Here is a 13911-nt window from a genome sequence, read left to right on the forward strand (position 1 = left end):
AGGATGGCGGCGGCCGGGTCGAGGTCCGGCGCCGCCTCGCGCAGCCACGCGAGCTCGAGGGCTTGGCGCAGGAACACCGCGCCGCCCGGTGCGCCGGCCTGTGGTCCCAGAATCACCGTGCCAGCGGCCTCGACCTGAAACGGCCATGGCAGGGCGGGGTCGAAGCGGATGGCGCGCGCATCGGCCACGACGCCGAGGTCGGGTCGCTGAAGCAGCGTGTCGAGAGTGTCGGCCTGGGCCCGGTCCAGCATTCCGATATCCTTTCACTGTGAAACACCGCCGCGCGCGATGTCTGTCTCTAAAAAATACTTAACTATCAGTGAACCACCGCCGAGGTATTTCGACCCGCCGAGACGGATTCATCAGTTGTCTTGCGGTCGGAGGTCTGCAATTCTTTTTTCGGTGCTGCGCTTCGTTGAGCGGCAAATGGAAACAGGATCGGCGATGCGCATACTTGTGACGGGCGGCTGCGGCTTTATCGGCTCGGCCGTGGTCAGGCACCTGATGACCGCGACCAACCATACGGTCATCAATGTCGACTGCATGACATACGCGGCCTCCGAAGAGACTGTCGCCGCCGTCGCCGGGAACGAACGCTACCATTTCGTCAAGGCCAACATTGTCAACGGCGCCGAGATCGACCGCATCTTCGAGCAACACCAGCCTGACGCCGTGATGCACCTGGCGGCCGAAAGCCATGTCGATCGCTCCATCGACGGGCCGGGTGTCTTCATCCAGACCAACGTGGTCGGTACCTATACGCTTCTGGAATCGGCGCGACGATACTGGAGCGCGCTGCCCGGCGACCGGCGCGATGCGTTCCGTTTCCACCATATCTCGACCGACGAGGTGTTCGGCGCGCTCGAACACGGGGATCCGCCGTTTACCGAGACCACACCCTACGACCCGCGCAGCCCCTATTCCGCGTCCAAGGCCGCGTCCGACCATCTGGTCCGCGCCTGGCACCATACCTATGGCCTGCCGACGTTCGTGACGAATACAACCAACAACTATGGCATCTGGCATTTTCCCGAAAAGCTGATCCCGCTGGTCACGATCAACGCGATCGAGGGCAAGGAGCTGCCGGTCTATGGGAAGGGCGAGAACGTTCGCGACTGGCTGTTCGTCGAGGATCACGCCGAAGCACTGGTCAAGGCGGTCGAAGTCGGCAATCCCGGCGAGACCTATGCGATCGGCGCGCGCCAGCCGCGCACGAATCTGGAGGTCGTCAAGGCCATCTGCAGCGTGCTGGACGAACTGAGCCCCGATGCGGCCGGCCCGCGCGAACAGCTGATCCGCTATGTCAGCGACCGGCCCGGCCATGATTTCCGTTACGAGATCGACGCCACCCACGCGGAGACTGCGCTGGACTGGACGGCGAAACATGATTTCGAGACCGGCATCCGGCGCACGGTGCAGTGGTATCTCGACAACCGCCCGTGGTGGGAGGCGATCCGCGCGCGCCGCTACACCGGCCAACGCCTGGGGACTTCCGTATGACCACGACCATGAGCAGCCCGCCGATGGCCGCCAAGCCGATGAAGGGCATCCTGCTGGCCGGTGGGTCGGGCACACGCCTGCACCCCATGACGCTGGCCGCCAGCAAGCAGCTGCTGCCTGTCTACGACAAGCCGATGGTCTATTACCCGCTGTCGACGCTGATGCTTGCGGGCATCCGCGATATCATGATCATCTCCACCCCGGCCGACCTGCCGCAATTCAAGCGCCTTCTGGGCGACGGGTCGCAGTTCGGCGTGAATTTCGAATATCGCGTCCAGGAATCGCCCGATGGCATCGCCCAGGCGTTCCTGATCGCCGGTGACTGGCTGGATGGGTGCGCCTGTGCGCTGGCGCTGGGCGACAACCTGATCTTTGCCGATCATCTCGGCGTCATGCTGCGCGCGGCATCGAACCGCCCGCAGGGCGCCACGGTGTTCGCCTATCAGGTGCGCGATCCCGATCGCTACGGCGTCGTGTCGTTCGACGAATCCGGACGCGCACTCGAGATCGTTGAAAAACCGGAGCACCCAACGTCGAACTGGGCTGTCACGGGGCTGTATTTCTACGACAGCCGTGTGGGTGAGCTGGCCAAGAAGGTCAAGCCGTCCCCGCGCGGCGAGCTTGAGATTACCGACCTCAACCAGATGTACCTCGAAGAGGGCACCCTGCATGTCGACCGTCTGGGCCGTGGCTGCGCCTGGCTCGACGCGGGCATGCCCGACAGCCTGATGCAGGCCGGCACCTTCGTGCAGACGATCCAGTCCCGGCAGGGCATGCTGGTGGGCTCTCCGGAGGAGGTCGCGTTCCGCATGGGCTTCATCAACGTCGATCAGCTGCGCAAATTGGCCGAGCGGGTGAAAAAGACCGAGCTGGGCCGCCTCCTGCGCGAACTGGCCGATCACGCCGTCAGCGCCTGAACCGACCGCAAGACTCACGACCACAAGACGGAGACATGCCATGAAGGTCGAGCGCCTCGAGATCCCCGACGTGATCCTGGTGACCCCGCCGCGCTTCGGCGACAACCGGGGTTTCTTCTCGGAAACCTACAACGCGACACGCATGGCCGACGCCGGGATCGAGCAGGCGTTCGTGCAGGACAACCAGAGCCTGTCGCGCCAGAAGGGCGTGATTCGCGGCCTGCACTGTCAGCTAGCCCCGCATCCGCAGGGCAAGCTGGTGCGGTGCACGCGCGGCGCGATCTGGGACGTGGCGGTCGATGCGCGCGTCGGGTCTACGACCTACGGCAAATGGGTGGCCGCCGAACTGTCCGAAGAGAACTGGTCGCAGCTCTGGGTACCCCCGGGCTTCCTGCATGGTTTCTGTACGCTGACCGAGAATGCGGAGGTGCAATACAAATGCACCGACCTGTATGCCAAGGCGTGCGAGCGCGCGGTGATCTGGAACGACCCGACGCTGGCCATCACGTGGCCGATCGCGCCCGAGGAGGCCATCCTGTCCGAGAAGGACCAGGAGGCGCCTGAGTTCGCCGCTGCCCACGGTTGGTTTCACCTCTGATGGTGGCGCTCAAGGCCGGCGGGCCGATTCTCGTGACCGGTGGGGCGGGGCAACTGGCCACGTCTCTGGTCAACCGCGGCGGTCCGCGCATCGTGCGCGTCGGACGGCCGGAGTTCGACTTCGACAAGCCCGAGACGATTGCCGCGACCATTGAGCGCGTGCGCCCGGACGTCGTGGTCAACGCCGCCGCATGGACGGCCGTCGATCTGGCGGAAACTGAAGTGGCAGGTGCGGAGCGTGCCAATCGCGATGGACCGGCCGAGATCGCGCGGGTCTGCGCGGCCCTCGATATTCCGTTCATCCATGTCTCCACCGATTATGTTTTCGGTGGTGACAAGGGCGCGCCCTACCTGGAGACCGACCCGGTGTCGCCCGCAACCGTCTATGGCCGCACCAAGGCCGAGGGCGAGCAGGCCGTCCTCGCGGCGCATCCCAAAGCGGTGATCCTGCGTACGGCGTGGGTCTATTCGGCGCATGGCAAGAATTTCGTGCGCACGATGATCAACGCCGGCGCGAAAAATCCCACCCTGAAGGTCGTGAGCGACCAGTCCGGCAACCCGACCAGCGCGGACGATCTGGCCGACGCCATCCTCTCGATCATCGCGGTTATCGAACAGGACGGGTGGAAGCCCGGCTACGCGGGTCTGTATCACGCCGTGGGCACCGGGGAGACGACCTGGCATGGTCTGGCGGTCGCGGCTCTGGACGATGCCGCCGATCACGGCCAGGCCAAGCCCGAGATTCTGGCGATCCGCACCGACGACTGGCCGACGCCAGCCAAGCGCCCGCAGGATTCGCGCTTGGACAACACGAAGCTGACGGACGTGTTCGGCGTTGCGATGCCGCACTGGCGCGACAGCGTGCGTGCGACGGTGAAAACGCTTTTTTCACGACCGGCGGTCTGAACGGCTATCAGGGCGCATGGCTACGCGTCCTCATACATGGCAACCACGGATGGTCGGCGGCACGGATGTGACGGCCGACCGCGCCAGCCGTGGTCACGTGGCGATCCTGCTGTCGCTCTATAACGGCGAGGCGTTTCTGAACGCCCAGCTCGACTCCTTTCTTGCCCAGACGCACGCGGACTGGACGCTATACTGGCGCGACGACGGATCGTCGGATGCGACGGTCGCGATCATGCGCTCCTTCGAGACCCATCGCGGTGCGGGTCGCTGTGTGGAGATCGACGACGACCTCGGCAATCTTGGCCCCGCAGCGTCCTTTCATGCCTTGCTGACGCGCGCGCCAGACGGATCGTTCGTGGCCTTCGCCGATCAGGATGACGTGTGGTTCGCGGACAAGCTCGAACGTGCGCTGGCGCGGAATGCCGACGAGGCCGGCCCCGTGCTCTATTGCGCGCGTCAGCAACTGGCCGACCGGGCGCTGGTGCCGATCGGCCTCTCGCCGCCCCTCGCACGGTCGCCCGATTTCCCCGGCGCACTGACGCAGAACATCGCGACCGGGTGCACGATCGTGCTCAATACGGCTGCCCGCCGTCTGCTGGCCGCGCATGCGCCGCCCGACGGGACGCTGCACGACTGGTGGGCGTACCTGCTGGTCAGCGGCGCCGGAGGGCGGATCATCTTCGATGAACAGCCGGTCCTGTCATACCGGCAACACGGCGCCAACAGCGTCGGGGCGGCGGCGTCAGTCCCCCGGCGGGCATGGCGCGCGGCGCGACGGGGACCGGCCCTTTTTCTCCACCTCTTCGCGACCAACATCGCGGCCCTCGGTGCCCCGGGGATTCCGCTTGCACCCGAGGCCCGTGTGCTGGTCGGTGATGTGCGCGACGCTCTGGCGGGACGCGCCCGGGCGCGGATCGCACTGTTGCGTCATCATCCGGAACTGCGCCGGCAGGGGCGGCTGGAGAATCTGGTGTTTCGGCTCTGGTTCGTGTTCGGGCGGGGCATGCCTGCGGGGAACGCCCGATAGGCGCCGGCTCGGGCCGTCAGTCGAGCGTATCGAGGAACGCCGCGTGGGCCGCGCCCCATCGGTAGAGCATCTCCAGAGGTTCGATCAACCTCCGCCCCGACTCGCTCAGCCGATAGTCCACGACCGGTGGCATGACCTGCATCACGACGCGTTCGACCAGACCTTTGCGTTCCAGGTCCCGCAATGTCTGGATCATCATCTTTTTCGACAGGCCCGGTATAGTGCGCTGAAGTTCGCCCGGTCGCGATCCTCCGCCGGACAGATGGAGCGTGTGCAGGATCATGGTGGTCCATTTCCCCGAGAACAGGCGCAGCAGACGCCGTGGCGCACAGTCTTCGGCGAACGGGGCGACGCGATAGTGGCTGGGTAGCGGAGGCAGCGTCATGGGCCCTCGTGGGAACATTGTGGTGACCAGGGCACACAAAGGTGCCGGATTGCTCTTTGTATCCATCTTCATCAGCGTGTGAACGCGGAACATCGCACATGCAGGAGAATCCCGTGTCTCATAAAGCCCTCATCGTCGGTGCCACGGGCATCGTAGGCCAGAACCTGGCCAATCGGCTCGTGGCCGAAGGATGGACCGTCCATGGACTGGCCCGTCGAGTGGAAAGCCTCCCCCCGACCGTCCGGCCCATCGCGGCCGATACGCTTGATCCCGTCGCCTTGCGCGCGGCCCTGAGCGATGTCGTGCCGACCCACGTGTTCTTCGCCACGTGGACGCGTCGCGCGACCGAGCGCGAGAATCGCGTGGCGAACAGCGCCATGCTGCGCAATGTCCTCGAAGCGTTGCCCCGGCCCGAGGCGCTGGTGCATGGCAGTCTGGTAACGGGGTTAAAGCACTATCTCGGCCCGTTCGAGGCCTATGCGACAGGGCAGCCACCCGTGACGCCCTTTCGTGAAAGCATGCCGCGTCTGGCGGTGGAAAACTTCTATTACGATCAGGAAGATGTCCTGTTCGAGGCCGCCGAACGGCACGGGTTTTCGTGGAGCGTCCATCGCCCGCACACCATTATCGGGCATGCGGTCGGCAATGTGATGAACATGGGCACGACGCTTGCGGTCTATGCGAGTCTGTGCCGCGAGACGGGGTTGCCGTTCGTCTTTCCGGGGTCTCCGACACAGTGGAACAGCCTGACGGATGTGACCGATGCCGGTCAGTTGGCCAGTCAGATCCTGTGGGCCGCGACCAATCCGGCCGGCGCCAACGAAGCGTTCAATATCGTCAACGGCGATGTCTTCCGCTGGAACTGGCTGTGGCCACAACTCGCCGGATGGTTTGGTCTGGAGGCGGCGCCCTATCCGGGTGGTCCGACCTCTCTGGAACAGACGCTGGCCGGACAGGCGGACACCTGGGCGGCGATGGCGCGGGCGCACGGGTTGCGCGAAGGCGTGCTCGACCGGCTGGCGTCCGCCTGGCACACGGATGCCGACCTCGGGCGCCCGATCGAATGCGTGACCGACATGAGCAAAAGCCGGGCGCTGGGCTTTACCGGCTATCGCCCGACCCTGACGTCGTTTCTCGACCTGTTCGAACGTCTGCGGGCGGAGCGTTATATTCCCTGATCAGCCGCGCCCGCGATAGGGCGCGACTCCCTGCTCGGGGATCCAGACCCCCACGGGGGCGTCCCCCGTCTGCCAGAACACGTCGATCGGGATGCCACCGCGCGGATACCAGTAGCCGCCGATGCGCAGCCAGCGCGGGGCGAGCAGACCGACGATCCGCCGGGCGATGGAGATGGTGCAGTCCTCGTGAAACGCACCGTGATTGCGAAACGCGCCGAGAAACAGCTTGAGCGACTTGCTCTCCACCAGCCACTGGTCAGGCACGTAGTCGATCATCAGATGGGCGAAATCCGGCGCGCCGGTGATCGGGCAGAGGGAGGTGAACTCCGGCGCCGTGAAGCGCACGCAGTAGTCGATGTCCGCCTGCGGGTTCGGCACGCGCTCCAGCACCGCCTCTTCGGGCGTGGTCGGCAGCGCGACGGAGGCGCCGAGCTGTTCGAGCCCGGCATAGATCGAAGGTTTATCGGTCATGATGCGATATCCGTTGGCTGGGGGAACGCAGGCGGTCCCGCGTCGGGCACGGGACAGGAGACTCAGACGCCACGAAGATTCCCCCACAGCAACACATGCAGCTGCGGCAGGACGCGGGCCGAAAACCAGCGGTCGTCGGTCACGCGCCCGACCAGCCAGCGCATCTGCGCCAGGGACGCGCCGAGATCAACCGCCGGATCCGGCCCTTCGGCGGGCGGTGGCGTCGGGTTGCCGGGTTGCAGACAGACCGGCAGGGCGGGAAGGCGCCGGGCAACTGCACGCGCGAAGGCGTAGTCGGCGTCGTCGAACACCACGACCTTGAGCACGATCGCCGGGCCCCCGGCTGCCGCCGTCACACAGGCGTCCAGCGCGGCCCAGTCGGTCGTCATGCCGCTCGATGGCGGTTTTGGACTCAGGACCAGCGTGTCGAGGGCCGCGAACCAGTCGCGTGCGATCGACCCCTGTGTCTCCAGCGCGAAGCGATAGCCGTGTCGATGACCCAGCGCGATCAGTGCGCCGAACGGCTGGATTGCCGGATTGCCGCCCGACAGCGAGACGGTCAGCGGCACGCCACCGGACAGGCGCTCGACCTCGGCCCAGATCGCCGCCGTCGTCATCGGTCGCCATGTGTCGCGAAAGCGGGCGTCGACGGCGTGGAGCGTGTCGCACCATGTGCAGCGGTAATCGCAGCCGCCGGTGCGCACGAACACCGTGGGCTCGCCGATCAACGCGCCCTCGCCCTGGATGGTGGGGCCGAAGATCTCGCTGATGCGCAGGGTCGCCCCCTGCGTGTCGGTGGCGTCGGGCAGGGTGAGCGCCGCGCTCACGGGCGTGGTGTCGGGCGATATTCCGCCCAGGTTTTCGGCGTTTCGCTGACGCGGGCCGCGGTTGTTTCGGGATAGCGCGCGGCACACCACTCATAAAAATGGCGCGCGAGTTGCTCGGCCGTGACGCGCCGGTCGCCCAGCACCTCGTTGAGGTGGCGGTGGTCGAACGTGGTGTCGATGTAGGTCTTCAGCGCGTCGAGATCGCGGTAGTCGCGCACGAAGCCGCGTTCGTCCAGGTCCTCGGCCGCGAGTTCGATTTCCACGATGTAGTTGTGGCCGTGCAGTCTGGCGCACGGATGATCGGGGGCGAGGTGCCCCAACTGGTGCGACGCGGAAAAGTGGAATTCCTTGGTGACGCGGAACATCAGGCGGCTCCCTTGCCGGCGACGGCCGTGCGCCAGAAGTCCGGGTCTTCGTATTCCGTGGGATCGGGCACCCCGGCCAGATCGAACGCCTCGCGCCGCTCCACACAGGTGCCGCAGCGGCCGCATTGGCGGTCGCCACCCTTGTAGCACGACCAGGTGTCGTCGAAGGGCACCCCCAGCCGAGCGCCCTCGGCCACGATGGCCGACTTGGGCAGGCTCACGAACGGCGCGTAGAGCCTGACCGTGGCATAGCCGTCGAGCGCCTGGTCCTGCATCGCCTGAAACGCGTCGATGAAGGCGGGGCGACAATCGGGGTAGATGAAATGGTCGCCGCCATGGACGGCGGTCGCCACGGCATCGTCCCCACGCGCGGCGGCGATGCCGAAGCCGATGGCCAGCATGATCGCGTTGCGGTTGGGCACGACGGTCGCCTTCATCGTCTCTTCGGCGTAATGCCCGTCAGGCACCGCCACGTCGTCGGTCAAGGCGGAGCCGGACAGCAGGCGTCCGGTCTGGCCGATGTCGCTGATCAGATGCGGAACGTCCAGACGCGCGGCACAGTGGGCCGCGCGGTCGAGTTCGGTGCGGTGGCGCTGGCCATAATCGAAGCTCAGCAGGGCGCTCACCGTATGCTCGGCGGCAACCTTATGGGCGAGCGTGACGGAGTCGAGTCCGCCGGAGCAGATGACGAGGGTCTTCATGCCAGTGTCCTTGTTTTGACCGGGTAGGCTGCGACCGGGGGCGCGCGGACGCGCCCTGTGTGTAAGGGATCGGGTTCAGGCGGGTGTCTTTAGGCGAAAACACCGGCGCGGTGCAATCACGGCGTGCGCCCCGATCACGCTGTGCCCCCTTATTGATCCCCGCCCTCAGCCGGGGATCCGGCGCAAGGCGAATCCCTCCCGCGTCTCGTTCAGGATCGAAGGCTGGTAGGCGACGTCAAAACGGGCGTGCTCGCGCGCCCACGGGGCCGGATCGGTGCCTTCGGGCACCTCGACGGTCGTGACGCCGCAGCGGCGCAGGAATTCGTACTGGTCCGGCAACGGCTTGCCGGTGGCCCGGATCTCGCCCGTGAAGCCGAGATGTTCGCGCAGGGTGCGCGCCTGCGTGAAGGCCCGGCCGTCGCGAAAGATCGGGAACGTCACGGCGATCAGCGACAGGCCGGGAAGGGCGGCCCGCAGGGCCGACGGCTCCGCCTCGGGGGGCAGCAGCACGCCGAGACGGCCCGGGTCCGACCGGGCGAGGCCTTCGTCCAGACGCGCGAGGGGCACGATCACGTCCCCGGCGCCGATGGGCTCGTCCTCTGCGGCAGGACGCCAGGGGTCGGCGGCAAGAACGCCGCTTTCAAGCAGTGGCATAGACGCTGTCCTTGAATGGGGCCTGGCCGAGACGGCGATAGGTGTCGAGGAACCGCTCGCCCTCCTGCCGAAGGGTCAGATAGGTTTCGATCAGACGGGCAACGGCATCGACCGTCGCGTCCTCGGGCAGGGCGGGACCAATGATCTGGCCGATCGCAGCGTCGTCCTCGGCCGATCCGCCCAGCGTGATCTGGAAGAATTCCTCGCCTTTCTTGTCCACGCCCAGGATCCCGATATGCCCGGCATGGTGATGTCCGCACGCATTGATGCAGCCCGAGATGTTGACGTGGATCCTGCCGATCTGCTCCTGCAGGGTCGGGTCGGCGAAGCGGGCGCTGATCTTCTGCGCGATCGGGATCGACCGCGCATTGGCCAGCGCGCAGTAGTCCAGCCCGGGGCAGGCGATGATGTCGCCGATCAGGCCCAGATTGGGCGTAGCCAGTCCGGCCTCGCCCAGCGCGTGCCACAGCGCGAGCAGTTCGTCCTGACGCACATGGCCGAAGACGATGTTCTGCATGTGGGTGACGCGCAGCTCGTCAAAGCTGAAACGCTCGGCAATATCGGCCAGCGCGTCGATCTGGTGGGACGTGGCGTCGCCCGGAATGCCGCCGGCTGGCTTGACCGACACCGCGACGCAGATGAAGCCCGGCGCGCGGTGCGGGTGTGTGTTGGTCCGCGCCCAGCGATCGAAATGCGGGTTCGCCGCGCGGTCTGCGGCCAGTTTCGCGGGGGCATCGGCGGGGGCGATCAGGTCCGGGGTGCCGAACCGCGCGCGGATCGCGGCCACGGTTTCGGGCGTCAGGCGATAGCGCGCGCGGTCCATGGCCGCGAACTCGGCCTCGACCTTTTCGCGGAATGCGTCCAGACCCAGCGCCTGCACCAGAATCTTGATGCGCGCCTTGTAGATGTTATCGCGCCGGCCATAGGCATTATAGACGCGCAGGATCGCTTCCAGATACGCCAGCAGGTCTTCTTCGGGCAGGTGGTCATGGATGCGCACGCCCACGATCGGGGTGCGGCCCATGCCGCCGCCCACGAACACCTCGAACCGCACCGCGCCGTCCGGGCCGGGTTTCGCCACGACGCCAATATCGTGGAAGCGTGCGGCGACGCGGTCATGCGGGCTGCCGGAAATCGCGATCTTGAATTTGCGCGGCAGGAAGGTGAATTCGGGGTGCAGCGTCGACCACTGGCGCAGGATTTCGGCATGCACGCGCGGGTCGACCAGTTCGTCCGCCGCCGCGCCCGCGAATTCGTCCGACGTGACGTTGCGGATGCAGTTGCCGCTGGTCTGGATGGCGTGCATCTCGACCGAGGCGAGCTGCTCCAGGATTTCGGGCGTGTCTTCCAGCCGGATCCAGTTGAACTGGATGTTCTGGCGGGTGGTGAAGTGGCCGTAATCGCGGTCGTAGGTCCGCGCGATGTGGGCCAGCATCCGCACCTGTCGCGCGTCCATCGTGCCATAGGGCACGGCCACGCGCAGCATGTAGGCATGCAGCTGGTGATACAGCCCGTTCATCAGCCGCAGGGGTTTGAACTCGTCCTCCGACAGTTCGCCGCTGATCCGGCGCGCGACCTGATCGCGGAACTGCTCGACGCGGGCGCGCAGAAAGTCGTGATCGACCTGATCATAGGTGTAGTGCCCGACCGGAAGCGGGCGGGTGGCGGTGTCACTCATGGCGCTGGCCCTCCTGCGGGCTGATGGCGAAGGCGGGATGGACGCTGGGGCCGAAGGCGCGGATACGCTCGCGCATCGTCAGGGGCTCGGGCGTTGCGGTGTCCGGCAGCAGCTGCACGCCATAGATCGCCATCACGCTGTCGGCGGCGGCGCGGGCACGCGCGTCCTCGATCGCCGCCTCGATATCGGTGTTGGCGATGACGCGCGCCTCGGCGATCTGCTCGCTCCAGCCGTGCGCGCCCAGCCAGACGGTGCGTCCGTCCAGCAGGCGATTGGCGGTGATCGCGCTCGATCCGCCCTGTTCACGGCGGTTGCTCCTGACGTCCACGGGGGCCTCGTCCTTACTGGGGTCGACAATAAACGATTTTACATCGTTTATTGATGCGTGAAACTGAAATTAATCACGAACTGGTAGCGTCGATAGGGGCGATCGCGCATCGATCTCGTTCAATGATCGGATCGATCGGCCAGAAGGATCGGTACGCCCTCGCGAAACAGCCGTGCGGCCGAGATGTCCAGCCCCACGCCGGACGACGCGGCCGGCAGGAGGGCGGTCGGCAACACGAGGTCGACCGTACGATCCGCAAGCCGGGCCGTCGCGGGTGTCAGGCCACCGCGTGCAACACCGTGCACAAGGGCCAGCGGTCCTGCCTCTGCCCGGGGGACGATCTCGTGCGGCCGGATCAGCGCCTCGGCCGCGCCGTCGGAGGCCGGGAGCGCGAACGGCAGAACACCGGCTTCGTCGGGCTGGAACAACCCGTCGCATACGGTCCCTGTAAAGCGGGCCATGTCGCCCATGAAGGCCATGACGAAGGGCGAGCACGGCGCGCGGTCGAGGTCACTGGCCCTGCCCTCCTGTTCGATGCGTCCGTCGCGCATCAGGACCAGGTGGTCGGCGACGTCGAGTGCCTCCTCATGGTCGTGGGTGACCAGGATGGTGGTCAGGCCGAGCTGATCGTGCAGGGCGCGCAGCCATGTGCGGATGCTCTTGCGGATCATGGGGTCGAGCGCGCCGAACGGCTCGTCGAGCAGAAGCAGGCGCGGCCCGGTGGCCAGGGCGCGGGCCAGGGCCACGCGCTGGCGCTGCCCGCCGGACAGGTTGTGCGGATAGGCCCCGCCCAGATCGGGCAGATGCATCAGGGCCAGAAGTTCCTCGACCCGGGCCGCGATCGCGGCCCGGGTCGGGCGCTGGCGGCGGGGCAGGACGGACAGGCCGAACGCCACGTTGTCCGCCACCGTCATGTGGCGGAACAGGGCGTAGTTCTGGAACACGAATCCCACGCCGCGTTCGCGCGCCGGGCGCTGGTCCATACGCATGCCGTCCAGGAAGACCTGGCCGCCGTCATGGGCGTCGAGGCCTGCGATGACGCGCAGCAGCGATGTCTTGCCCGCGCCCGACGGGCCGATCAGCGCGACGAACGCGCCATCGGGAATATCGAGCGACACGTGGTCGAGGATCGGTCGCGCCCGACCGGGGGCCGCGCGCAGGAGATCGAGAATCCGGACGCTCATGCCGCGTGTCCTGTCGGGGAAGAGGGGGTGCGCGCCGCCCGCGACGCGGTGTCAGCCGTGCGCTCAAGCAGGCCGCGCAGCGCGACCGTCGCCATGGCCATCAGTGCGAGAAGGGCCGCCATCGAGAACGCGGCGACACTCTGGTAACCGTTATACAGCGTCTCGATATGCAGCGGCATGGTCTCGGTCAGGCCGGGAATGTGCCCCGACACGACGGACACCGCGCCAAATTCGCCCAGCGCCCGCGCCGTGGTCAGCAACACGCCCGACAGCAGCGCCCAGCGCGCGCCCGGCAGCGTCACGCGCGACAGGATCTGCCACAGGCTGGCGCCGAGCAGCGCCGCTGCTTCCTCCGCGTCGCGCCCCTGATGCTGCAGCAGCGGCACCAGCGTGCGGGCGACGTAAGGGAACGTGACGAACAATGTCGCCAGAAGAATGCCGGGCGGCGCGAACACGACGCGATAGCCGACACGGTCCAGCCATGCCCCCCACCAGCCCTGCGCCCCGAACAGCAACAGCCACACCAGTCCCGCGACCACGGGCGAGACGCTGAGCGGCAGTTCAATCAGCACCAGAAGCGCGCCCCGGCCGGGAAAGCGGAATTTCGTGACCGTCCAGGCCGCCAGAACGCCGCCCACCGAGTTCAGGGCCACCGCCGCCACGGTCATCTTCAGGGTCAGCCACAGGGCGGCCCGGGCGTCCGGATCGGCCAGCGACCGCAGCGCGGCACCCAGCCCGTGGCGCAAGGCCTCGGTAAACACCAGCACCGGCGGCAGCAGCAGCATGACCGCGACGATCAGGTAGGCCGCGAGAACCAGCAGCGCGCGCTTCATGCGACCGTCTCCGTGGCTATGCCGTGGCTTAGACGCCGCCTTACCCAGGCGATGCCCAACAGCGCCAGGATCGACGTCACCAGCAGCACGAACCCGATCGCGCTCGCGCCGGCATAGTCGAATTCCTGTAGCCGGATCACGATCAGCAGGGGCGCGATCTCGCTGCGGAACGGCTGGTTACCCGCGATGAAAATGACCGAACCGTATTCGCCGATGCCGCGCGCGAACGCCAGCCCGAAGCCGGTGACCAGTGCCGGCAACAGCGGCGGCAGCACGACGCGGCGCAGGATCTGACCCGGCCGCGCGCCCAGCGTCTCGGCCGCTTCCTCGATCTCCGGCGGCAGGTCGCGCAGCACGGGT

17 protein-coding genes and 1 pseudogene are annotated in these 13911 nt (G+C 66.9%); 6 read left to right on the forward strand and 12 right to left on the reverse strand.

Going from position 1 to position 13911, the window contains the following annotated elements:
* Nucleotides 1-251: pseudogene (locus HUK82_RS09870) on the reverse strand (hypothetical protein); the annotation flags it as partial.
* Nucleotides 252-444: 193 nt separating this feature from the next.
* On the opposite strand from HUK82_RS09870, the gene rfbB reads away from it, so the two are divergent.
* Genes rfbB through HUK82_RS09895 form a run of 5 tightly spaced genes read left to right on the forward strand, consistent with a single transcriptional unit; the run spans nucleotide 445 to nucleotide 4947 of the window.
* Nucleotides 445-1500, forward strand: a complete 1056-nt coding sequence (rfbB, locus tag HUK82_RS09875) for a dTDP-glucose 4,6-dehydratase (RefSeq protein ID WP_176613803.1) — start codon at nucleotides 445-447, stop codon at nucleotides 1498-1500.
* Entirely contained in the window at nucleotides 1497-2417 is a 921-nt protein-coding gene (rfbA, locus tag HUK82_RS09880) for a glucose-1-phosphate thymidylyltransferase RfbA (protein ID WP_373318219.1), read from the forward strand. The genes rfbB and rfbA overlap by 4 nt, the downstream gene beginning before the upstream one ends.
* A 40-nt stretch (nucleotides 2418-2457) precedes the next feature.
* Complete coding sequence (rfbC, locus tag HUK82_RS09885; protein ID WP_176613804.1) at nucleotides 2458-3015, forward strand: dTDP-4-dehydrorhamnose 3,5-epimerase; 558 nt, start codon at nucleotides 2458-2460, stop codon at nucleotides 3013-3015.
* Nucleotides 3012-3920: a dTDP-4-dehydrorhamnose reductase gene (rfbD, locus tag HUK82_RS09890; RefSeq protein ID WP_176613818.1), complete on the forward strand. Its 909-nt coding sequence runs from the start codon at nucleotides 3012-3014 to the stop codon at nucleotides 3918-3920. The genes rfbC and rfbD overlap by 4 nt, the downstream gene beginning before the upstream one ends.
* A 16-nt stretch (nucleotides 3921-3936) precedes the next feature.
* Nucleotides 3937-4947, forward strand: a complete 1011-nt coding sequence (locus HUK82_RS09895) for a glycosyltransferase family 2 protein (protein WP_246495238.1) — start codon at nucleotides 3937-3939, stop codon at nucleotides 4945-4947.
* A gap of 16 nt (nucleotides 4948-4963) precedes the next feature.
* On the opposite strand, the gene HUK82_RS09900 is transcribed toward HUK82_RS09895, so the two are convergent.
* The gene (locus HUK82_RS09900) at nucleotides 4964-5332 is read right to left on the reverse strand and encodes a winged helix-turn-helix transcriptional regulator (protein ID WP_176613805.1); all 369 of its coding nucleotides are present in this window, start codon (nucleotides 5330-5332) and stop codon (nucleotides 4964-4966) included.
* A 113-nt stretch (nucleotides 5333-5445) separates the two neighbouring features.
* On the opposite strand from HUK82_RS09900, the gene HUK82_RS09905 reads away from it, so the two are divergent.
* Entirely contained in the window at nucleotides 5446-6510 is a 1065-nt protein-coding gene (locus tag HUK82_RS09905; RefSeq protein WP_176613806.1) for an SDR family oxidoreductase, read from the forward strand.
* Here HUK82_RS09905 and queF read toward each other — a convergent pair whose 3' ends face one another.
* The 10 genes from queF to HUK82_RS09955 all read right to left on the reverse strand — a co-directional run.
* Nucleotides 6511-6981: a preQ(1) synthase gene (gene queF, locus HUK82_RS09910; protein WP_176613807.1), complete on the reverse strand. Its 471-nt coding sequence runs from the start codon at nucleotides 6979-6981 to the stop codon at nucleotides 6511-6513.
* A 62-nt stretch (nucleotides 6982-7043) separates the two neighbouring features.
* Nucleotides 7044-7808: a 7-carboxy-7-deazaguanine synthase QueE gene (gene queE / locus HUK82_RS09915; RefSeq protein WP_264802024.1), complete on the reverse strand. Its 765-nt coding sequence runs from the start codon at nucleotides 7806-7808 to the stop codon at nucleotides 7044-7046.
* On the reverse strand, nucleotides 7805-8173 hold the full coding sequence (queD, locus tag HUK82_RS09920; protein ID WP_176613809.1) for a 6-carboxytetrahydropterin synthase QueD: 369 nt from the start codon (nucleotides 8171-8173) through the stop codon (nucleotides 7805-7807). Before queD ends, queE begins: the two co-directional genes overlap by 4 nt.
* On the reverse strand, nucleotides 8173-8874 hold the full coding sequence (queC, locus tag HUK82_RS09925) for a 7-cyano-7-deazaguanine synthase QueC (RefSeq protein WP_176613810.1): 702 nt from the start codon (nucleotides 8872-8874) through the stop codon (nucleotides 8173-8175). Before queC ends, queD begins: the two co-directional genes overlap by 1 nt.
* Nucleotides 8875-9039: 165 nt before the next feature.
* Nucleotides 9040-9528: a DUF934 domain-containing protein gene (locus HUK82_RS09930; protein WP_176613811.1), complete on the reverse strand. Its 489-nt coding sequence runs from the start codon at nucleotides 9526-9528 to the stop codon at nucleotides 9040-9042.
* On the reverse strand, nucleotides 9515-11206 hold the full coding sequence (locus HUK82_RS09935; protein WP_176613812.1) for a nitrite/sulfite reductase: 1692 nt from the start codon (nucleotides 11204-11206) through the stop codon (nucleotides 9515-9517). The genes HUK82_RS09930 and HUK82_RS09935 overlap by 14 nt, the downstream gene beginning before the upstream one ends.
* Entirely contained in the window at nucleotides 11199-11534 is a 336-nt protein-coding gene (locus HUK82_RS09940; RefSeq protein ID WP_176613813.1) for a DUF2849 domain-containing protein, read from the reverse strand. Before HUK82_RS09940 ends, HUK82_RS09935 begins: the two co-directional genes overlap by 8 nt.
* Nucleotides 11535-11653: 119 nt before the next feature.
* Nucleotides 11654-12718, reverse strand: coding sequence for a sulfate/molybdate ABC transporter ATP-binding protein (locus HUK82_RS09945; RefSeq protein WP_176613814.1), 1065 nt, complete (start codon nucleotides 12716-12718; stop codon nucleotides 11654-11656).
* Nucleotides 12715-13551, reverse strand: coding sequence for a sulfate ABC transporter permease (locus HUK82_RS09950; RefSeq protein ID WP_176613815.1), 837 nt, complete (start codon nucleotides 13549-13551; stop codon nucleotides 12715-12717). Before HUK82_RS09950 ends, HUK82_RS09945 begins: the two co-directional genes overlap by 4 nt.
* The coding region (locus HUK82_RS09955) for an ABC transporter permease (protein ID WP_176613816.1) at nucleotides 13548-13911 on the reverse strand (364 nt) is incomplete at its 5' end. The genes HUK82_RS09955 and HUK82_RS09950, both read right to left, overlap by 4 nt.

The organism is Ameyamaea chiangmaiensis (assembly GCF_013376175.1).
Taxonomy (GTDB): domain Bacteria; phylum Pseudomonadota; class Alphaproteobacteria; order Acetobacterales; family Acetobacteraceae; genus Ameyamaea; species Ameyamaea chiangmaiensis.